Origin of the sequence: Aquimarina aggregata, from assembly GCF_001632745.1 — a bacterium.
Classification (GTDB): domain Bacteria; phylum Bacteroidota; class Bacteroidia; order Flavobacteriales; family Flavobacteriaceae; genus Aquimarina; species Aquimarina aggregata.
In genome coordinates, this window is sequence record NZ_LQRT01000010.1 from 14,990 (window position 1) to 37,402 (window position 22,413).

12 protein-coding genes are annotated in these 22,413 nt (G+C 33.2%); all 12 read right to left on the reverse strand.

Features of this window, described 5'->3' with window-relative positions; translation table 11 throughout:
• Positions 1-256 precede the first annotated feature (256 nt).
• The 12 genes from AWE51_RS10740 to AWE51_RS10795 all read right to left on the reverse strand — a co-directional run bounded on the left by AWE51_RS10740 (position 257) and on the right by AWE51_RS10795 (position 22,392).
• Entirely contained in the window at positions 257-4,426 is a 4,170-nt protein-coding gene (locus tag AWE51_RS10740; protein ID WP_082832398.1) for a hybrid sensor histidine kinase/response regulator transcription factor, read from the reverse strand.
• Positions 4,427-4,709: 283 nt separating this feature from the next.
• A complete protein-coding gene (locus AWE51_RS10745; RefSeq protein WP_066313347.1) occupies positions 4,710-6,365 on the reverse strand; it encodes an alpha/beta fold hydrolase in 1,656 nt (551 codons plus the stop codon).
• A 378-nt stretch (positions 6,366-6,743) separates the two neighbouring features.
• A complete protein-coding gene (locus AWE51_RS10750) occupies positions 6,744-8,414 on the reverse strand; it encodes a tetratricopeptide repeat protein (RefSeq protein WP_157766072.1) in 1,671 nt (556 codons plus the stop codon).
• Between the two features lie 187 nt (positions 8,415-8,601).
• The gene (locus tag AWE51_RS10755) at positions 8,602-10,308 is read right to left on the reverse strand and encodes a tetratricopeptide repeat protein (RefSeq protein WP_082832399.1); all 1,707 of its coding nucleotides are present in this window, start codon (positions 10,306-10,308) and stop codon (positions 8,602-8,604) included.
• Positions 10,309-10,433: 125 nt separating this feature from the next.
• A complete protein-coding gene (locus AWE51_RS10760; protein ID WP_066313353.1) occupies positions 10,434-11,036 on the reverse strand; it encodes a hypothetical protein in 603 nt (200 codons plus the stop codon).
• Between the two features lie 7 nt (positions 11,037-11,043).
• The gene (locus AWE51_RS10765) at positions 11,044-11,715 is read right to left on the reverse strand and encodes a hypothetical protein (RefSeq protein WP_066313355.1); all 672 of its coding nucleotides are present in this window, start codon (positions 11,713-11,715) and stop codon (positions 11,044-11,046) included.
• Positions 11,716-12,277: 562 nt separating this feature from the next.
• Entirely contained in the window at positions 12,278-14,407 is a 2,130-nt protein-coding gene (locus AWE51_RS26880; RefSeq protein ID WP_198403820.1) for an eCIS core domain-containing protein, read from the reverse strand.
• Entirely contained in the window at positions 14,388-15,500 is a 1,113-nt protein-coding gene (locus AWE51_RS10775; protein WP_066313361.1) for a patatin-like phospholipase family protein, read from the reverse strand. Before AWE51_RS10775 ends, AWE51_RS26880 begins: the two co-directional genes overlap by 20 nt.
• 5 nt (positions 15,501-15,505) lie before the next feature.
• Positions 15,506-16,903 (reverse strand): ATP-binding protein, encoded by a 1,398-nt coding sequence (locus AWE51_RS10780; protein ID WP_082832405.1) that lies wholly within the window; start codon positions 16,901-16,903, stop codon positions 15,506-15,508.
• 33 nt (positions 16,904-16,936) lie between these two features.
• Positions 16,937-18,550 (reverse strand): contractile injection system tape measure protein, encoded by a 1,614-nt coding sequence (locus AWE51_RS10785; RefSeq protein ID WP_066313364.1) that lies wholly within the window; start codon positions 18,548-18,550, stop codon positions 16,937-16,939.
• A 194-nt stretch (positions 18,551-18,744) separates the two neighbouring features.
• Positions 18,745-21,210 carry a hypothetical protein gene (locus tag AWE51_RS10790; RefSeq protein ID WP_066313367.1) on the reverse strand — a complete coding sequence of 822 codons (2,466 nt, stop codon included), beginning with the start codon at positions 21,208-21,210 and terminating at the stop codon, positions 18,745-18,747.
• A 63-nt stretch (positions 21,211-21,273) separates the two neighbouring features.
• The gene (locus tag AWE51_RS10795) at positions 21,274-22,392 is read right to left on the reverse strand and encodes a hypothetical protein (RefSeq protein WP_066313369.1); all 1,119 of its coding nucleotides are present in this window, start codon (positions 22,390-22,392) and stop codon (positions 21,274-21,276) included.
• Positions 22,393-22,413: the final 21 nt, after the last annotated feature.

The window sequence follows — 22,413 nt, forward strand, 5'->3', positions numbered from 1 at the left end:
AACAGAAAAAAAAAGGGGATGAAACAAAAAAAGCATAGACTATAATATTTGTTGCATTTAGGGCAAGAGCCCTAAATATAACGTGTACCCGTTCTTTAATATAGAATTATCACAGTACGAATTAGAAGAAATTTAATTTTTAATAGCGTATTAAAAAGAATACGATAAAAAACCACACTCTAGTTTGATCGAGTATTTTAAACTAAAAAATATCCGTCTTGCTTTTTCAATTACTCTTAGTATTGAAACACAAAAATTAGGTTTTTTTTGTATCAACTTCTGTAGGTAAAATACCGAAATGACCCCTAAAACATTTTGTAAAATAAGAAGGTGAAGAAAAGCCAACCTGATAGCAAACATTACTAATATTGGTTTGTCCTTCTTCTAGGATTTGTTTTGCTCGTTGCAATCTAATATTTCTTAAAAATTGACTTGCAGTTTGTCCTGTGAGTGTTTTTATCTTTCGATAAAATTGACTGCGGCTTAAATGTAGTTGTAATGCTAAAGACTCAACACTAAGATCAGGGTTGCTTATATCCTTATTAATGTGTTTTAATACTTTTTGGATAAATTCTTTATCTAATGAAGTCGTATTTTTATTATTATCATTATCACTAATGGCGCTAAAATATTTATTAAATAATATCTGTCTACTGGATAATAATTGTTTAAGTCGAGATTTTAAAACTCTAAGATCAAACGGTTTGTTGAGATAAGCATCTGCACCAGATTCTATACCTTTTAGTCTATCATCCTGCATTGTTTTGGCTGTTAGCATTAAAAGAGGGATATGACTGGTTTTTATATCTTCTTTTATCTTAGTACAAAAATCAAAACCGTTCATTTTTGGCATAATAACATCAGTAATAATAATATCAGGTATTTCTTTTTTAGCCTGTCTTAATCCTTCATCACCATTTGATGCTGTAAATACTTTATACACATCGTTTAGTTCATTTTTTAGATAGTTTCGTAGTTCGATATTATCTTCAACGATTAGAAGTCTAGATTTTTTTAAGTCATTATCCTTTATACTTTCTTTTTGAGAATCCATTGTACTAGGCAAAATCATTTGTTCTACCTCTGGTTTGGCGTTATTAGTAATGCATATAACTTCGTCTTCTTGAAAATGAGATTTTCCTAATGGCAAAATCACTGTAAAAGTCGTGCCACTATTTAAAACGCTATCTACTTCAACCTTTCCTTTATGCAATTGCACAAAACTTCTTACAACCTCTAAGCCAATTCCTGTTCCACCATAATATCCTTTATTAAGAGTATCAACTTGATAGAACCGTTCAAATATCTTGGTTAGTTGTTCTTTTTCGAGACCTGGTCCAGTATCAGAGATACTTATTTCAAACATATCTCTATGTGCATTAGTATCTGCAATGGCCTCTTGAAGATTTCTTTTAATATGTATTGTTACTACAATTCTTCCTTTTTCAGTAACAACTTTAAAAGCATTGGACAAAAGATTAAAAATAACTTTTTCTATCATATTTTTATCCACCCATACTTCTAGTTCTGAACCATCATGATCGACTTGCAAATCAATATTTTTATCACGTGCTTCTTCAATAAAATGATCAACGACATAGTTAACCAATTGGATAATATCTAACTGTTGAGCTTTAACTTTTAGTTTGTTTAACTCTAGTTTTCGAAAATCCATAACTTCATTTATCAATCTAGAAAGTCTATCTGTATTTTTATGAATAACATGATGCTTTTCTTTAATCTCATCTGGTAAATCATATTTTTTGTTATTAATAATATCAATAAGCGGATTGATAATTAAGGTAAGGGGAGTCCTAAATTCATGAGATATATTGGTAAAAAATTGAAGCTTTTTCTTATGTAACTCTTCTTCTTTTACTCTTTTTTCTCTCTCGTACTTAATCAGTTGTTTTTCTTTAATTCTTCTTTGATTTAATTGATTTACCATATAAATCACGAAAAGAAGCAGAAAAGCATATGATACGATAGCCCATTTTGTTTTCCACCACGGGGGTAGTATCGTTATTTTTAGTTTTAATGGAGTTTCATTCCATATGCCATCATTGTTAGCTGCTTTTAATTTAAATATATAATTACCGTAGTCTAGGTTTGTATAGGTTGCACTTCTTGTGTTTCCTACATAATTCCATGATTTTTCTAAGCCTTCTAAATAATATGCATATTTGTTTTTTTCGGGTCTTGTATAATTAACCCCTGTATATTCTATAGTAAATACGGATTGTTTATAGGTTAAAGAGATACTATCTGTTTCTGAAATTGCCTTTTGAAAAGGAGAGTTTTTAGCATTGGGTACTACTTTTTGATTAAACAGTCTAAAATCCGTTAAGCATAAATAAGGTATTGCTGTATTGATCTTAATACTTTTGGGGTCGAAGTAATCGATTCCTTCATAACCGCCAAAGTATAAATCTCCTGTTTTGTCTTTATACACCGAATTAAAGTTAAAATCATTTGATAACAATCCATCATTTGTAGTATAGTTCGTGATATTGTTAGTTATCATATCTATTTTATGAAGCCCTTCGTTACCGCTTATCCAAATATTTCGATTTTCACTTTCTATAATAGCAGATACATTTTCTTCAGTCAAATCATAGAGATCATTATAAGAAATAAAAGTTTCTTTATCGCTATTGTATTTCCATAAACCAGCACCTTTTGTTCCTATCCATAGTGATCCATTTGCACTCTCGTACATTGATAAAATATGTTTTACACTTGCTGTATTCTTAAAATTCCCAAACATTTTTGGGCTTATTGCCATAACAGAATATTGATCCTTATTAATTGCAGAAACTTTATATAAGCCATTGGTAGATCCAATCCATATATTATTATTTGTATCTACTAGAACTTTCCTAATGTCATTTTTATGTAAACCATTATCCACAAATTCTTGTGTTTTGTGGTGCCTAATAGTACTTTCTTTGGGGTGATATGAAACAATGCCTCCGTGAAAAGTACCTATCCATATTCTACCATTAGTATCTTCAGCAAAACTTAATATTCGGTTTGAGGTTAATTCTCCGTTTGTATTTTCTGAATTAAAATTAACAAAACGATTTTCTCCTTTTTTAAGGAAATAAATTCCATTATTCCAACTTCCCGCCCATATATTGTCTTGGCTATCCATAAAAATAGTTTGAATATCATGTGCATCCAGCCCCAAGTATTCTTGACTTTGATTATTTATATGAGTGATTTTTTTATTTTTAGGGGTATAAATATCAATTCCCCCTCCGTCCATACTTATCCATAATCGCTCCAATCGATCTTCTATAATGCCCGTAACTGAACCTACTTCTAAGGAGTTTTTTTTATGAGGTAAACTTTCTATATTCTTAAACTTATCATATAACCTATCATAAACTCCTATTCCTCTATTGTAATACCCCATCCAAATTCGATCATTTTTATCTCTAAACAACGACCATATTGAATTTGATTGAATACTGTTTTTATCTGCTTTATCAAATACATAATTTTTAAATACTTGTCCGTTTTTACTTAAATGTATTAATCCGTCATTTTCTGTACCACATAATATGGTGCCATCTCCTACTGTAATTAATGATAAAATCCGTTTTGAAGTGACTTCAAAGTTTGAAATTATATGATTTGCATTGTGATCTCTTTTTATTTTATAGAGGCCTTTATCTACTGTGCCTATCCAAATGTTATCTTCATTATCAATTAATAAAGATTGAATAGGTTCGTCGATAGTTTTATCTTGATTTTCGATCTCAAATATCGAATTACGAAGCGTATTTATCGTTGGATCATATTGCTTAAGTCCTTTATTAGTTCCTGCATAGATAGTTCCTTTACTATCGGCAACAAGACTATTAATATTTAGAATACTTCCTGAAGAAATGGTATCAAGGTTAGCTATATGGTGCGTCTTAAAATCATCAAGTGTTAATTTGAATAAGCCTCGTTCAAAAACACCAAAAAGCAAATCCCCGTTATCATCACCAATAATACTGCTTATGGCCATACTAGAATCACAATGACTCTTACCTTGCTCTGTTATGCAAATCCTTCTAAATTGGTTGAGATCTCTATCATATACATTTAAACCATTTTCAGTACCTATCCATAACCTATTTGTTTTATCTAAATAAGCCGAATAAATCATACTACTACTAAGCGATACAGAATCTCTTGGTTCGTGTTTGTAGGATATATACTCAATCCCATCGTATCGGTGCAGACCTCCACCATTAGTACCAATCCACATAAAACCATAATGGTCTTGAATAATAGTTGATACGGCAGTTTTTGAAATACCATCTTTTATATTTACAAAATTGAAATCCTTTGGTCTCTCCTGCGACCAAAGGCAACCTTGGGTATAATAAAAAACCATTACGCATAGATATGCTATACTTTTTCTAACATCCATTGATCTTTAGCTTCCTTAATCTAGCAATAAAGTTAATACCTTTTATGATGATCTTTTTTCAAAATCAATTTTTCGTTTTGAAAATGTAATACTACAACTTAACTAATTGTAAGGTAAAAACGTTTATAACAATGGTTTTCATATAAATTCATCAGAAAAAGAAAACTATAGTAACAAGAGGTAGAGTAATTAAACAATATATTGAATATGTTTAATGATTAAATTGTTTGTTAATAGAATTCTACACAACCAGATACGAAATATTAAAAAGGTATTAGACCTATTAACTTATCAAATCAGATGGGCTTATTGCAAATTCTTTTTTAAAGCATTTAGAAAAGTAAGAAGGGTTAGAAAAACCTGCCAAGAAAGCAATTTCGGCAATAGTTTTTTGTTGACTAAGGATTAGCTCTTTAGCACGATGCAAACGCACAGAACAGATGAGTTTATTTGGAGATTTATTGGTTATTGCTTTCAGTTTACGTTGTAGTTGCCGTTGGCTCACACCTACTTCTCTACAAAGCATTTCTACTCCAAAATGTTCATTACTAAGATGGTTATCAATATTTTGAAGTACTTTTTCAAGAAAAGAATCATTTTGAAGAAGTCTTTTAGATTCAATTCTTAGTGGTGGTATAGTATGTTTGGGTTTGTCACTAACAGTATATAACGATAATGATTCTCCTGCTTCGGTTTCAAAAATCGCTTTGTATTGTGTAAAATGCACACCAGCTCCTGCAGCCAAATTCTTGACCGTTTGGGTTAATAAAATTTGATTAGGCATCGACTTTTGAAGAAGTAATGTCTTGAAACCTTCTATCTCTTGGCATATAGGGTTACCTACCAGGCATTCTTTGATATGTACACCTGTAGTTAACTGTGCATTCATATTTTGGATAGCGCCAATCATATTCATACTACAATGAACAGCTTTACTAGGTCCATCAAAAGTGGCAATAAATGTTTCTTTATGATATTGAATTATACGTCCTCTATAATTCTCTACAGATTGCTTTATAAACGCTTTATGTTTATCTATATTTATTTCTGAAGATAATATTTGTCCCACTAGTATGGTAAATAATTGTTTTTCATATACCGGTTTTGGCTTTACATTTAATATAAAAGCCTTTATTTCTTCTAGAATCTCATTTGTGTTACCTGTCCAAAATAAATGATCACTACCTTCAAACTCTACTAATTTTGCTCCTTGAATACGTTCGGCAATATATCTTCCTTCTTCTATTTTTACATCAATATCATGGGTACGTTGTAATAGTAAAGTGGGTACTTTTATAGAACCTAAAATATTTATTATATCTACTTGCGTATTCATTTTGGTAAGCATCATAGCCGCAGTGGGACTAGCGCCAGATCTAAAATAATTCGCTAACCAATCCATAAATACAGGATCATTTGCTTTAGAGGGAGCCAATGATTCTAAGTCCATTTCTCCGCTACCCCAATTATTTTCAATCATATCATAAACAACCTGTCGTTCTTCTTGAGTAGGTGCCCAAGGATACTCAGGGGCATATATTCGTTTAGCAAATATTCCAAAAGCTATCAAAGAAATCGTGCGATTTGGGTATGTAGCTGCAAATAAAGCTGAGACGGATCCTCCTTCTGAATGCCCAAATAAAGCTGCTTTTTGAGAACCAACAGCATCCATCACGGCTCTAATATCATCCATTCTTTCTTCTAAGGTCGGAAGTTCTACGACACGATCCGAAAGTCCCGTTCCACGTTTATCAAAAAGAATAACTCTTGCTATTTTTCCTAATTCTTCTAAAAAGCTAACAAGTTCTGGACAAGCCCACATCCAATCTATATTCGATACCCATCCCGGAATATAAACTAAATCAATAGGACCAGAACCAAAAACTTGATATGCAATATTGATCGTACCGTTTTTAATATATTTAGTATCTGGTTTCATAAAATATATCTTATTCTTTTTTTTGATAAAAGAGTATCAAGGTTTTTTAGAGTAAAAATTGTAAATAGTAAACTACCATATCCAGAGTTAGATATTACATTTACGTATTTAACAAAAAGTGATATTTAAGTTAAACATCACATTCTTAAACAAAGAAATGTATAAGGGACTTACATTGCAAAAAAAAGGGGGTAGCAAAAGAGTATCAAATAATTCAAACTACTCATTTACAATTACTTAATAACTAATCAAAGTATTGATTCTTATTTGTTATTTTAAGGTAACCATACAGCTTTTCTCAAAAAAGAAGGGGTTTTATAGGATAAAAAAAGTGTAAGTTTAATTAAAAAACTATGTGCAAGAAATACTTTTAATATCTTATAACGTGATATTTTTATTTTCAATAAAAGCAATAATATCTTGTTTAGAATCTAAACCTAGTTTTTTACGAATACGATATCTTGAAGATTTTATAGCCGCCACTGTATTGTTTTGAAGTTTACTAATTTCTGTAGTACTAAGCTCCATTTTCATAAGACAAAGGAGTTCCTTTTCTTTTGGTTTTAACTCAGAAAAATGTTGATCAAGTAGTATTTTAAAATCAATATTTACCTCATCTAGGTACGTCTGTAAACTTAATGATGATTTTTTAGCATCTTTCTCTGATAATAACGAAGCCGATATCGAGCGTAATGCAGACTTACGTTCACTTTCATCCTCTAAAGCTGTAACTTGTTTAATATCATCTATTGTAGTATTAAAGACTTCTTCTCTAACAGAGTTTTCTACTACCACTTTTTTAAGTTCTCGTTCCCGAAGTGCAAGTGCTAGGTCTGTTTTTAATTTTTCAACCTCTACTAGTTTGGCTTTATTTGCAATAAGCTCTAGTTTTTGTTTATTATTCTTTCTAATAAAGTAAATTAAAAATAAAGCTGCTACAAGCGTAATAACCAGTAATGATAAATACAATTTCTTTTTAGTAGCTTCATTCTTCAGGTTTACTGCCGTTAGTTCTTTTTCTCTCTTATACTGATATGCAAATTCTAAATCTGCAAAACGTTTTGTTGTACTTTTTTTTACTAAAGAATCTTTGTATTTATCTTGAATTAAAAAAGCTTCATACGACTCTGAAAATTTTTTATGATTGTGCGCTATTCCAACTTTGGTATGGTATGCCCATTGTATTAAATATAAAGCGTTCACTTTTTTTGAAAAGAAAATAGCACTGTCTATATGTGCATTTGCTTTGCTAAACTCTTTTTGATTATCATATACTTTTGCTAGATTAGAATGGTTATGTGCTCTGATTTTATACTCAGTTGGAGGTAACAATTTTAAGTTTTCTCTATAAATATCGCCCGCTAATTCATAGTTCCCTGAATTTGCATAGATACTGGCTAAATTTCCTTTTACTTGTAGCTTAAGTGCCTTAGCGGTGTCAGCTTGTATCGCCTTTTTGAAATAATATGTGGCAGAATCTATCTTTTTCTGTCTACTAAAGACTCTGCCTATGCGGTTTAACGTAAGTACTTGCCCTCGAGCCGACTTTGCCTTTTCATGGAATACTAATGCTCGTTTATGAAATTGTTTTGCTTTCTCAAAATCCATTTGCCTTGAGTAAATATTCCCTAGATTACTTATAGTTCTTCCTATAATCATATCATATTCGATCTCTTTAGCAATAGCTAAGGCATCATTTGCATACTTCAAAGCTGCCTCAGTATCTTGAAGATCTAAGGATACGCTTGACATACTATATAATAATTCTGCTTCTAATTTTTTATAATAATAACTTTTATATCCCTTATCCGTAATGATGTTATGAACATCTAGAAAGATTTCTTTGGCTATATTACCATCAAAATAAGCTAATTCACCTGCTAGGTCCAATCTAAGATTTAAACGTATAGAGTCTGAGGTTGCTTTTTCTATTTCTAGTTTAATTGCTTCTATCTTTTGAGAACGTGCATCTGTAACCTTATCTTTTGTTTGTGAATAGGAAAAAAGAGAGATCAGACATAGCAGCACACATAAAGTTCTAGTTTTCAAAACAGAGGGATTTTAAATAAGATAATTGTCAACGATTTAATCTTAGCTAAAATACAACATCATGCTATAATTGATATAACACATTTTTATTTTCTAAAGTAAACATCATTAAATAATTAAGCTTTATGTGATTTTACGGTATTCAACTTCACCAAAGCCTATAAAAAATACTTTAATTCCAGTTCTTTTATTCTTGTTCTAACTGTATCAAATAGGTAAGAATTTCTTGACCAGGATCTAATCCTAGTTTTTTACGAAGACGGTATCGCGCAGTTTTCACACTTTCTGGTGATATTCCAAGAATACTAGCCGTTTCTTTAATATTAAGGTTTAATTGAATCAGAGAGCATATTTTTAAGTCATTTGTGCTCAAATCCATGTGTTTCAATTTTAACTTTGTATAAAAACCCTGATGTACATCTTCAAAAAATCTACTAAAATCTTCCCAATCTCTATCGATGCTTAAATTTTTTCGTATAATCTTATTTAGATCCGCTATCAATTTATCTTTTTCTACAGCAGGTGATTTTTTAAGACTTTTTATAGTTGTCTGTAATTGTTGTACTACTTCATTCTTTTTTATAAAATTTAATGCATATGATGTGAGTTCTTTATTTTTAAAATCTAATTGACGCTTCAATTCCTTTTGCTTTAATTCTGAGTTTTCTAAATCTTTTTGACTTAGCGCATACACCGATTCTAACAATTCTTGACTTTTAGTCGATAATTGTTTACTTTTTTTAGCACGTTGTCTTGATATCATAAAAATTACATAACCACATATAGATATACTTGTAACTCCAAGAATTAAAATAAGTTTAATAAAGTTATCTGTTTTTTCTTTTGCTTTAAGTGCCAATACCTCTTTATTTTTTATATCTAATTCATTTTCAAACTCTAAATAGGCGATTTGTTTTGATTTATCAGAATTAAAAAGAGAGTCTTTAAGCGTGGTATATTTATCATAAAATGTAAGGGCTTCTTCTGCTTTAGATTGTTGTTTTTTTAATTCCTTTAACTCTTCGTACGCAAACAATTCATATTTCTTTAAATTGTTCTCTTTAGCAAGTTCTAACCCCTTATTTAATTCGATTGCGGCTTCATCAAGTCTATTAGACAATCTTAATATTTTTCCGTGAATAACAAAGTTATTCGTCAGCCCATCAATATCACTTACCTCTCTACCTAATTTTATTGATTTTTGTATATGATAACTAGCCTGTTCAATTTCATTTTTAGAAAGGTATAAAATCCCTAGTCTATTATGTACTTCTGCAATCCCATAAGTGAATTCGTTGACAATATGCATTTGTAATGCATCTGTAAGATATTGTAAAGCCTTGGTATCTTTATGTTGTTTTATAAGAATAGTACCTATTTTGGTAAACGTTGTTGCAATCCTACTTTTTAATCCTAATGCAGTAAATTCGTTAATCGCTTGGTCATAATTTTGCAAAGCTCTCTCATACTCCCTAAGATCAGCATATACCATTCCTATATTAAGTCTTGTATTCGCTATTCCTCTCTTATCATTTACTTTTTCGTAAATCTTATAAGAAGTATTTAGATATTTCAAAGCCTTATTTTGGTCACCTTGAGCCCAATATGCAACACCGACTATACGATTTGCCTTAGCTAAACCAGCAGGATATCTTAATAATCTTGATAATTGCAATGCTTCCTTTCCGTAAATAATAGATTCATTGGCATCTACTATCCAATATTCAAAACCAATGGCATTAAGCAAATTTACTTTTATGGTATCTTCTTCTTTATGTGCATTTAATTGATCCTGTAAACTGTTTATTTTCTGAGTACTCGCTAATAATTGTGTAAAAGAGATAAAGAAAAAAATCATAACCAAAACACAAGTGATTGATTTCTTTTCACACATACATCTTCTTAATTGATATAAAGAAACCTTAAAAAACGCATTAAAATTTGTGGTTACAGGTATAATAGGTTTTAAACTTTTTAGTACTAAATAGGATGTTAAATAGAATTTAATTTATAGTATTCTTATTCTATAACAGTTTTAGAAACTGTAGTATTCTTTTTTTGATACTTTTCTTTATACAAGATAATTAGATTACAAAAAGAGATCATAAATCCTGCCGAGAACAAGTAGCAAAAAAATAACAGTGCCATTAATTGTATTCTATTAGACATAATACTCTCTTTAACCCAAGCTTTTTCGGGGTCACCCAATATGATCATCATTTGTTCATTTCTGGCTGGTAAAAACCCGTGAGCTGTTTTAAAAGTTTCAAAAGGATTATTATCTAGTAGTTCGTTACCAATAACAATATCTTTATCGAGATAAGGTAACGTTTTGGCTTCTCTAGCAAAATGATAAATAGCATACACACCTACAAAAAGAGCGATAAACTCTATTGATAAACGCATCCAGGTTCTTGCTGACTTATTTTTAAAAGAATACAAAATCAAAAAACCAGCAAGTACAGTGGCTATAAATACCCCAAACTTCATAAAAAAAGCTGTGTTCTCGTCTGTTGCATGCCAAGAGGGCAACGGAATAATAAAAGCACCGGTGACTGAAGCAATCCAAGTACTAAGTAGTGTAACCTCTTTCCAGACTTCTTTTAGTTTAGCAACAAGCATCTTGGTTTTATTTAGGAGTTTTTAATACTAGTTTTTTCTCTTCTTCTTCACCGTTGTTCATAATAAGGTGCAATTCTGGTTCTCCTATGAGATCTTCTTTTTCTAACCAAAACAAATAATAGCCTGGCACAAAATCCTGTGTCGCACTATTTGTGGGTCTGTTAAATCGAAAACGCTTTATATCCAATGCTTTTTCGTAAGATAATTTTCCAAAAACAAAATACCCTTCATCCTCATTAGAATCTACGGTAACTTTAATTTTGGTATTTGCATCATTTTTTTCACTACTTGTAATAGATGTTAATTTGGCGTCAAAATCCAAAAAAATGGCCTCTAGCAGAAATGTTTTATCAGATATGGTATCAAAATCTTTATCTACGCGTTGCAATACTTTTTGTGCTTCTTTTAAGGTTGCCATGTATTCTGGAGTAAGTGCATATTTCTGATTACACACTTTTAGAGCAGGTATTAACTCTACACTTTTTTTTTGTAATTTATTGAAGGTTTGTATAAGATTATCTTCTCCTGTAGCAGGTATTTTTTCTGCCAGATTTGTTATCGCTTGTTGAGTATTTGTTAAAACCACAGAAAGTTGATTATCTTTTGGAGCATAACTTGCACAGCTACATAGAACAGTAATAACAAAAAGGGTCGCTGTATATTTGTAAAACTTCTTCATGTGTAGTAATTTTTAGTTTTGCTGGTCAATTTTAACATGTACTATGAGAGCAACAAAGTTACAGCTACAACTACTTACCTTACTATTACAAATACGACAAAAGCTTTAATTTTTACGACGGCATAAGCTTTAGTGTGTCGTGTTTTTACAAGCCCTTATGAAGTTATATCCTCTAAAATACTTTTATTACTCTCCTGCGCAACTATTTTATCAATCAGCGCACCATAGTCACCCGCCTGCGCAGCGCAGAAAGGTGTAAATAATGTGCAGCTTTGGTTTTTATATAAAGATTAGCAACACTCATACATGCAATCTGAGCTGTTGACTAGACCTGTCAGGTTTTAAAAACCTGACAGGTCTGGGCTTGCTACAATTGTTCTAACATATTTGCGATTCATGATGACTTTAAAATCTATTACAAACAAAGCCGCCTTTACTTTTTCCTTACTCTTGGCGCTTACTCATACGTAACACGAAAAACATTTACGTACGATCAGGTTCCATACTCTTATCGTCACTGGCAGAAGATGCTAACGGGGGGAGCATCGATGTTGTTTATTATTTAATCAACTTCAACTTCTACTAAAGTATATATTCTTTTATTTTTATCATTATTCCTAACCTCTTTAACCTTGTATTTTTTGTTGTCATACATAACAAATTCATTTTCCGTCCAATCAAGAGTATTTATAGTATCAGTCACTACAACATTATTGTTTTGACCTAACTCCTTTATTTGAATAGGAATAGGTTCTTTCATTTGATCAAAATAATCTATAATTTTATCAAATAAACCAGCTTTAACCTCATCAAATTTTTCTTTCAAACTATATATTCCCAGAAAATTTTTGTTGTATTCATTTTTGATATCATTAGATGATAATACTGATTCGATTAATTGAATACCCTGGTTTAATTGTTTCTCTGTGTCCTCTTCTTTCAAAGAAGCAATTGTTTCTTTTATTAATATTATAAATCTACCAATATTTTGATCATAATCATTATCATTTTTATGAGATGCTAATATTTCTTGTTGATCAGTTTTAGAACTTAATAATAGTTTTATTGCATTATTTCGATCTGTTTGTAGAGTATATAGGTATTTATTTTGATCTGTTTTTGAAAGTTTTTTTTGATCATGCTTATAATTTTTAACTAATTTGTTTTTAAGATAATTTCTTTTATTAGGTAACGTTTCAAGTAAGAAAGCTAGAAGTCTATTCGAAAGAACATCTGGAATTCCTCGCTGTCTCCATAAGGATATTCTCTCCTCATTTTCCCAATTAATAGAATTGAAATTCATACTTGAAGATCTATTCCTAAATTGATTTATTTTACCTTTAGTCCCTTTCATGATTCCAAATCCTATTAAATTACCTTCGTTAGGGTTTAAACTGTATGTTGTGGCCAAAGCTACATGCCCTTGTCCGCTATTTTGTCCTAAGGGATCAGCAACAATAGCTTTAATACCATGTGACCAGGTTTCTTTTATATTACTTGGATTTTCCCAATTTTCAGGTACTTTAGATTCTTCTTTGGGTACCCCCTTTTTAACCACTTTATTATAACCTGGTAACAAATAAACTTTTCCATCTATTAAGTCCACCGCTCCAAAATATCCTTGACCGACATCACCTTCGTCATACAAATCTTTTGCATAAGGATGTAGAACAAATTTTACATCTACATCACTATTGGGGTTTGTAAGTACATAATCTGGTTCTTTTTTGCTAGTAATTTCATTAAACGTTCTTCTCTCTTCCTCTGCATCCTCTAAAATCATATTTATAGTTCTTTTAAAAGAACTATCTTCAATCAAATCATCATGAATTGATTTAGATTTATTTATTATTGTTTTTAATACAGTCTTAAGCCTACTAACTCTATTTTTATGTTTTTCATAAAACTTAATCTCATATTTCTTTAACAATTTTTTCAGTTCTCCCAATTCCTTCCATGTTCTCGTTTCAAGTTTAGTATCAAGAGATGGGTGTTTTCGATCTATTATTTCTTCTGTCCAGACTAATCGTTGAATTGGGTTTTGACTTCCATTTACATTAAAATTCAAATCTGATTTACAATTTTGTTCAAGAATCAAATTTACTTTATCATCGATTAGAGTGGATTTTTTAAGCTGTATATCATTTGAATTTTTGGTATTTTGCTTTTGTGCAACCTTATGTTCAGTATTATGGTTAAGAGCTCTTGCCCCCATCACATCGGCTTCTTTTTCTAAACCAGCATCATCATTAATATTTACTTTACTTTTTAACTGTTTGGTGGGTTTTACTTGACCTTGTTTTTGTTGCACTACGTGCCACGCTTCATGAGGCAAATGCTTTTCCTGTCCCGATGCTAGATGTATATCTGTTCCTTGCGCATAAGCATGTGCTTGTAGCTGTGCTGGTTTGCTGGAGTTGTAGTGTACCTTTACATCGTCCATACTATATCCAGAGAGGTTTTCGATGCCAGATTTTAAGTTATCAGGTAAGCCCGTTTTGTTTACTTTTCGTTGTATTGGATTTACGCTACCCTCTGTAGAAGTATTCATCGTATTCTGTAGCTTACGCTGATTGATAGTGGAGGTACGGTTATCCATAAGTTGGGCCGTACCTCCGGTACTAGGCTCACTAGTAACCTTTGGGGTAATCGGGGTTTGGGGTTCTTGAATTTTATCTGTTCGTCTTTTCATCTGCCATGGTTTTAAGTTGTACATTCTTGTTATCCATATCCAAAAGACCATCTAAAAAGGCATCTAGCCCATTAGCTCTGGCATGTTCTAGTGTTTTTTCTCCAGCTGCTAGTAATCTTTTTATATTATCCTTAGAGGCATTCGTCATATCTAAGTCATAATTTTTAGCCTCATTAGGTGTATCTATTCTTAGCAACGATCCAAGATCATCTGGTTGTAGGGTATCGAATATTTCTTTCATTTGATAGGAAACGGTATCTATACTAGCATCCATCATAATTTCTGGGATAGATTTTGCCCATCGTAACAACCCCCATTTGTGGCTTTTTTGTGTTTTTTTAAATATAGCGTCTCCTGCTCCTGTACCTATTGACAATACATACATATCGCTAGCCGATGGTTCTTTATTATTACGTTCTCTAAAATGTGTATTACGCACCTCTGCATAGGCACATAACAAAGGATTATTGGCAAAAACACCCCCATCTATGTTACGCATTTGGGTCTCCTCTAGTTTGGGCTTTGGCGCTTTATTTTTTATTACCGCTGGCGGAAAATAAGTAGGTGCTGCAGATGTAGACCGTAGTACATCCCGCACCAAAAACTCTCTTTTTGATGTATTTTCTATACTTGTAAAAAAGAAAGAAGATTTTGTATTCATATTATAGGTCGTGACCATACAAGGTTTTATCAATTCGCTCATGACCAGCTCGCCAAACATTTCTTTAAGCACTTGTTCGAGATTACGAGGATTATATTCTGTAGCATTAGTAAGTCCCCACAGGCGTTTCCAGTTACTCACTCTTGAGTCGTTAAAAATCTTAGGTCCTTCATCCACATAAAAATCCAATGCTTCTGAAGCGCTGTATTTTGCCTTATTTTTATTTTCTGACTGTGGTGTTAAATACATACCAGACAAAATCCCTCCTGTACTAGTACCTGCAATAAAATCAAAGTGATCTGCGATGGTGGATCCCGGTACTTTTTTCTGCAGGTATTCCTCTGCATACTTTATAATCAGTGCCGGGATAATCCCCCTTATTCCCCCACCATCTAATGAGAGTATTCTTACTTTCTTTTTATCTTTTATCATAGTTTTTAGCTTAAAATGATACCTCCTTTTTGTAACTCAAGGCGTATTGCCATTTCTAATTCTTGCTGCGGGATGCTTTCTTTTTTATCGGTTATAGCCTTTAGGGTACATTTTCGTACTACATTCATCATGACTCCGCCAGATAACTCGTACTTTTCTGCTATACCCCATACATCTACATTTGTATCTAAGGGTAATTTTGGTGAAAAAGATTGTTGCCATAGCTTGTAGCGTTCTTCTACCCCCGGCATACTAAATGCTACCATAGATTGGAAACGACGTGTAAAGGCTTCATCGATATTGTCTTTAAGGTTTGATGCCAAAATCACTACGCCAGAAAAGTCTTCGATACGTTGTAATAAATACCCAATTTCTTGATTTCCGTATCGGTCGTTAGCACTATTCATTTGCGTACGCTTGCCAAAAAGAGAGTCTGCCTCGTCAAAAAACAAAATCCAGTTCTGCCGCTCAGCTTGATCAAATACTTTTGCCAGGTTTTTCTCGGTCTCTCCAATATATTTAGAGACTACCATACTTAAATCTATCTTATACACGGGCATGTTTGTGCTTTTACCCAATAGTGCTGCGGTCATAGTTTTACCAGTGCCTGGAGGTCCATAAAAAAGACTTTTATAACCTGGTTTTAACTGTTTACTCAATCCTAACTCATCCATTACTATTCCCCCATGGGTAATCCAGTCACGTATTTCTTGTAAACTTTGCGTTGTACTCCTAGTGAGTACAATATCATCCCATGCTAGTTGCGTACTAATACGTTCTGCAGGAAAATCAGCACTGTACACGGCCTCGTATGGCTGCCCACTAATTATATAGTCTATATACTCATATCCCACCATCCATATACCACTTAATCTGGGGACTCTTTTTTTAACAGTATCGTTAGGGATTACTCGCATACGTATGAACATGTGATCAGTTTTAAAAAGATACTGATACGATATACGTTTTACCAAATCATCACCAGCAAGAATAAATAGCGCAGTTTCTGCTGTAGGAATCAATCCAGAGTGTCCATCGATAAACAATCCACCAAATTCACTAAATCGTCGATCGTAATCCTGATTTTTACTGATTAAAATATCCAACACTTCTGGTTTTATATGTGGCACAAGTGCAAGGATGAGCACTAATCGCTCGGCTACATTTAACCTATGATCGTGTACAAAAGCCCCATAAGCACTTTTATTTGTAGGTAAATCAGGTGCGCTTAGCTCATCTATCGATTGATATGAAGTGTCATGACCAAAATGCAATGCTATACGCACATTAATAACTTCTCTAAGCCATGCCAGTTCCCTCTCTAATACCTTTGCGTTTTGTACTAGATTAGTATCTAGTATTGGCAGTTTTAGTGCTCTTTTATTTGCTATAGTGGTTTCCATAGTTTGTTTTTTTATTGCCATTATTTTGCAGTATTACATCCATTCTACCATGAGTACTGCCTGCATCCAGGGTAATTTTACAACAGTAAACCCCCAGGGTAATTTCTCAAGAGTTACATCATAGGTTTCTTTTTTCACTTGCAGCAGCCAGTGATCATCACGCTTACGCAATGACCCTTGTCTTGATAAATAGGAAGTACGAAATCCATCTAGCGACAAATTTCTCCAGTGCGGACCACGAGCTATTACAGCACTTAATAGCTCATCTGCCATTTGCTTTTCAGTTTCGGAAAGCGGTATAGGAAGTATCATATCATCTAAGGGCACCCCACATAGGACTTTCGTCAACGGAAGCATTGCTTCAAAAAATTCGGCATCTACTGTTTCACATACATACTGTAAAGCACAAACAGCTTTGTTTCTAGCAGTTTCATTGTGAAACGCTTTATCCTTCATCACCTCCAGGTTTTCAAAAAATCGTTGCAAAAATGGCCACAAGAGCACTAATCCCGAATTTTGAATGGTTATAAAATCCGCATCCTCAAAAGAGGATTGTAATGTTTCTATTTCAGCAGACGTGCTGAGGCCCTGTTGTAAAGGTTTCAACGTAGCTCTTACGATTTGAAGATATCTGGCGATCGGTTGCAGTTTGGTTTCGGTATTGATTGGTTGTTGACTATTATTTTGTGATACATTAAGACGCAACAACAATTGCTTTAATTCTCTTTGCAAATTAGTATCTAACTTATAAAAATAAGGGGCGTTTACTAGTTTGGATGTTTGCTGAAAAAACTGCTGCCAAACTGTATCACTAGAGTATTGTGTTTTATATTTTCCTACCAGTGATCGTATTACGTATACATTTTTATTTCGATTTTCTTTGCCTTCGTTTTTTAAATCAACTCCTAGTTCTAAAAGCGTTTCCTGGCTACATCTTTCTTTTAAAACCTCATAGTCTTTGGCCGTAGTTATCTGAGTAAAAGCTGTTTTCCAGAAGGTATTTTCAATAGTAAGATATGTAACTCTAGTATTCTTTGAAATTCTATCTTGTAATTCTTTTTTAACCGTAGATAAGCCTTGTACCGAAATATCAGTTAATAGTTGAAGGCAAGAAAGGACTTGATCTTCTGTAAACGTATATAAAAAACGGTCCAGATATGTATGATTCAAAGGCAATTGAACCAAAAGTTTTGTAAAAGTAGTATCTGGCGTTTTAATGAGTCGATCCAATTGTTCTAGTACATAAGCTTTAGTAGTATTACTGGACCACCAAGGTAGTCTACCATTTTTGAGGTAATACGACACTACTTGTATAGGTGTATTTTGCGGTTTCTCCTCTTTTTCTTCTGCAGCACTTTCTTCATTGGCAGCATCTTCAATTGCAATTAGTGCATCACTAAATTTTTCTGTAAAGACTTCTGCTAGGTTTTCTATTTGTACATTCCCCAAGTCTACAGTTAATTGATCTATCTGATATCGTTTCTCTACATCATTACCATAGCGATCACACAATAGCTTATCTATAATGGGTGTAAACTGTTCGCTATAGAGCTTGCCTAACTTTTGCTGTATACCAAATGTATCCGCTTTTTTTGGTAGCTGTATCTCGATGATTTGCTTATTTATGATGTGTTTATGCTGTGTCATGTATCAGTATTACTATTGTTTAAGCTCCGTTAAAAAAATAATTGATTGTTAGTGATTTTACTATTTTTGATCTTTATACTGTCACCTCGAGCGGAGTCGAGAGGTCATTTTATCCAATTAGTTAGGTCTCGACTCCGCTCGACCTGACAGCGAGGTTATACCGATTTGATTTGTTCTAATACTCTAATTCAAGTTTACGACCTGTTGATTTCTTTTAAAAACCTCTGGAACGCCTTGTCAAAAATTTGCATTTCTGGTTTGTCTAGCCACTGGATATACGCTGTGATATGTGCAGGTGTTTCTTCTTGTATGGTGTTCTCTACAAACTTTTTTAGGGCTTCATTTTGATACCGTTCCATCCAATTAGGAAGAACAAATGTTAACTGTAGTGAATAGGGATCTGCAGGTATCTCTATAGGCATCCATCTCCCAGAGGTTTCTTTCTCAATAAAAGGTATTGGGATTTCAAAACCTTTTTCTGTAATATTTACTACCTCATAATCCCCATCATAATGTTGTGTACCAGTGAGTTCTATACGATCCCCTTTTTGCAAATTATGCTCTGTCACAGTACAGAATGTATGACCGACCTCTGATGAAGAATCTGAAAAGGAAACTACCGGTGCTGTCCTAATAAAATATCTAATATCTAGCGTACGCTGCCAAAAACCACTAGTAGTTGATTCCTGAAAAGGAATTTCTATTTCAAAATGATCAACTTCTATGGCAATTACCGTATATGTACCATTATATTGTTCGTTTTCCAGAATCCTCATTTCTTCACCTTCTTTAAGGGTATGCCCCTTAGAAATACATCGTGTATGATTGGTATTTTCTACAGCTTCAAATTTGGTAATCTCAACAGCACTATATTGCGCATCAAATGGATATGGATATTTAGAATGCGGGCGTAAAAGAATATGCTCGACCATATGAAAGCCTTCGGTATCCCCATCCCCAAGGTTTCTGCGAGTATACTCTTCTATCCCTAATTTTCTTGCAATTCGCTTTTCGAGCCCAGATATATTGTTACTTTGCCAATGTTGTTGGGTATAATCGTATGCGCGCCCTCGTCCTGCACTGATCGCTGGATAGTCTTTAAGAAAGTTCGACTTATCTGTGATTAGTTTTTTATCTACTTCATACGGAATATTAGAAGCCTTTTGTAATAACATCCCATAACCTGTAAACCTCTCACTAAACCGTGCTAATAGGTGATTAAGAAACTTGTTTTTACGTTTTAAGCCATCTACAGAGTCTGCCGTCCTTTCTTGCAGGTATTTTTCATAATTTTCTTTACTGTCCAGTACTTCTTCTAAGCCTACAACAGTACCCAACAAAGACTGATTGAAATAGGTTCTTTTATCATCGCCATCAAAACTCATCAAGTTTTTGAAATTGGCTATTTGAGAAAAGTGATTTGCCAGTAGCTGTTCAAAAAACATCAAATAAGAGGTTAATTGTTTGGATTGTGCCTTTCTTCTTTCGGGAGCAGATTCTGATACCCCTGATGTACCAATACCATAATTTGCAGGAAATTGATTCTGGAGCGCATAATAGTTTTCTATATGCCTGTCTTTGGTTTCAGACATTATTATATCTCGCTCTTGTACAGGTAGCACTCTTGATAATCCTTGTAAGCTCTTTTGGTTATACAGCTTCTTTACTTGCTCCGGATTTATGGTGGCTTTAAGACCTCTTGATGTAAAAGAAAGTTTCTTCAATGTTTCATCAAAATTTAATACTGGAGTTTTGGTAGGATCAAGAGATAACACCCAGCTTTTAATCGTATTAGCTCCCGTTCCTATCAAAAAATCATCAATGGTCAATACCTCAGTTTCATCCATAATCTCACGAATAATATCAGACGCTTGGATTTCCTGTTTTCGATTATGGCGAAGCAGTTCGTCATCGTCCATAAAACCATGAATAAGGGTAGGTCCCTCAAAGATCTCATCTGTTCTTTTTCCTTTTTTTAAGAGCTGTTGTAGTGTATAAAAAGGGATACGAGGCGAAAAATGAGCAGCTACTCTATACAGTATATTTGCAACTAGTTGATTGATATCGTCTACGGTATCAGCAACTTCGATAATTCCTTGTAGGTTTATCGGCTGCGTAGTTAGCAATCTAACTTCCTCAAAATCTTCACACACTCCACGAGATGCATGTAATCTTGCTCTTACATCGGCTATCAATTTAAAACCAGCGATCTCAACAGATTCATCTTTTTCTATGAGTACGTTATAAAGACCTTTGGGTATGATCTCTCTTTCTTTATCATTCCCCAAATGATCTTGCGATACTTTCTCGACCCATGCATTTTTTACTCCGGCTACGTCCATTACGATTTTACGTAGATCAAGCAAAGTGACAGGGTTTACGGTTAATATGGTAGCAGGACTATATAAATCATTGTATGAACTTTTGTCATTATTACCCAATAAATCTTTGATATCATAATCAATACGATAGGCTAAATCTGTAATAGCATAACATACTTGCTCTAAGATGGTAATTCCTGGATCATGTGCATTATGATCTGTCCAGGTATCTGCACTTAGTTTTTGTATGAGTTTGATCCCTTCTTCACGAAGGAAATCATAGCTTAATGCAGTGTCTTTTGGTAATACTTTAGGTATCGTAATTGGATTTGTTTTCATGAAATGTATTTAGATTTTGATCTCAAAGGCATCAATTTGTTCTTTAGTTTTTTTGAGGCTAGACTAAAGCTTCATTATATACGCCAATACATAGTAAGGAGGTCGATTTTCGTGGGGCATATTACCACCTGTTTGCTCCAAATTTGCTTTATCTTGTACGATTGAAATACCTGTTTTGTTTTCCTTAATTATTTGAGAATTTCTTAGATCAAACTCCTTACCTTTATCATTTCTACTATCGGTTCCCTTATGGGTATTATTGCCGGTTTGTGTTACTAGGCGGTTAAAAGAACCATTATTATGATTGTGACCAGGATCTATAATACTATGTCCATGCCCTTTATCTAAATGCGTATGCGATGGTAACTCGGCTTCCTTCAATTTCACAGTTTCTGCCCCCCCTGTATTCCCTATTTTATTATAGTCCTTTTTATTTTTATCAAGTCCTACAATAAATTTTCCAGACAGGTTTGGAGTATTATTGGTTCCATCACATAACCCCCATCCTCTGGGTATATCGATTCCCGACCACATAGAGATCAATCCTTTAGGAAGACGGGTATCCACATAGGCTTTTACTGCTTTTTGTGAAGGTACTTTTTCATCGCTTGCTGCGTCATTACCCAAATCTTGATTGGCAGCAACAGCCTTTATATTTTTGGAGGTAAAATCTCCATCTACATTCAATGACCCCTTTATAGAAACGCCTTCTTTTTGGGTTATTTCAAGGATTTTGGTATGCTGGCCAGTAGTATCAATTACCGATAATAATGAAGCGTCATTATTTCCTCGTATGGTTAATTTGGATTCGGGATCTATGGTTCCCACACCTATACTGCCGTCTCCTGATTTAATAAACAACCGGCTCTCTCCTGTAGCATCCTTAATATTAAATCCAGATTGACTGCTATTTGGATCCTCTGACTTTACTCTTGGGTTAAGGTTAAATGACCAATTGGGGTTATTATTTCCAAAACTTGTGTATAGGTCTAAAATCTCCTGTGTACCTACATCTCCTCCTTCGGCTTGTATTGCTAAAGGGCTGCCTTGTTCTTTGATAATGTTATCTTCGGCCTGGTTAATACCGGCATCTATAAAATCTGCAAACTCTTTTTCGGTAGGTATATCATTTACATTGAAATACGCTTTGAGTTCTGTTCGGTTTTTTTTATTGATATCCATAATATTAGTTTCTTTTTTTAC

Coding starts and splice junctions, on each gene's coding strand:
- AWE51_RS10760 (WP_066313353.1), bottom strand. CDS start 11,036: ATGCTTGTTGCTAAACTAAAAGAAGTCTGGAAAGAGGTTACACTACTT.
- AWE51_RS10740 (WP_082832398.1), bottom strand. CDS start 4,426: ATGGATGTTAGAAAAAGTATAGCATATCTATGCGTAATGGTTTTTTAT.
- AWE51_RS10780 (WP_082832405.1), bottom strand. CDS start 16,903: ATGGAAACCACTATAGCAAATAAAAGAGCACTAAAACTGCCAATACTA.
- AWE51_RS10775 (WP_066313361.1), bottom strand. CDS start 15,500: ATGATAAAAGATAAAAAGAAAGTAAGAATACTCTCATTAGATGGTGGG.
- AWE51_RS10790 (WP_066313367.1), bottom strand. CDS start 21,210: ATGAAAACAAATCCAATTACGATACCTAAAGTATTACCAAAAGACACT.
- AWE51_RS10795 (WP_066313369.1), bottom strand. CDS start 22,392: ATGGATATCAATAAAAAAAACCGAACAGAACTCAAAGCGTATTTCAAT.
- AWE51_RS10765 (WP_066313355.1), bottom strand. CDS start 11,715: ATGAAGAAGTTTTACAAATATACAGCGACCCTTTTTGTTATTACTGTT.
- AWE51_RS10755 (WP_082832399.1), bottom strand. CDS start 10,308: ATGTGTGAAAAGAAATCAATCACTTGTGTTTTGGTTATGATTTTTTTC.
- AWE51_RS10745 (WP_066313347.1), bottom strand. CDS start 6,365: ATGAAACCAGATACTAAATATATTAAAAACGGTACGATCAATATTGCA.
- AWE51_RS26880 (WP_198403820.1), bottom strand. CDS start 14,407: ATGAAAAGACGAACAGATAAAATTCAAGAACCCCAAACCCCGATTACC.
- AWE51_RS10785 (WP_066313364.1), bottom strand. CDS start 18,550: ATGACACAGCATAAACACATCATAAATAAGCAAATCATCGAGATACAG.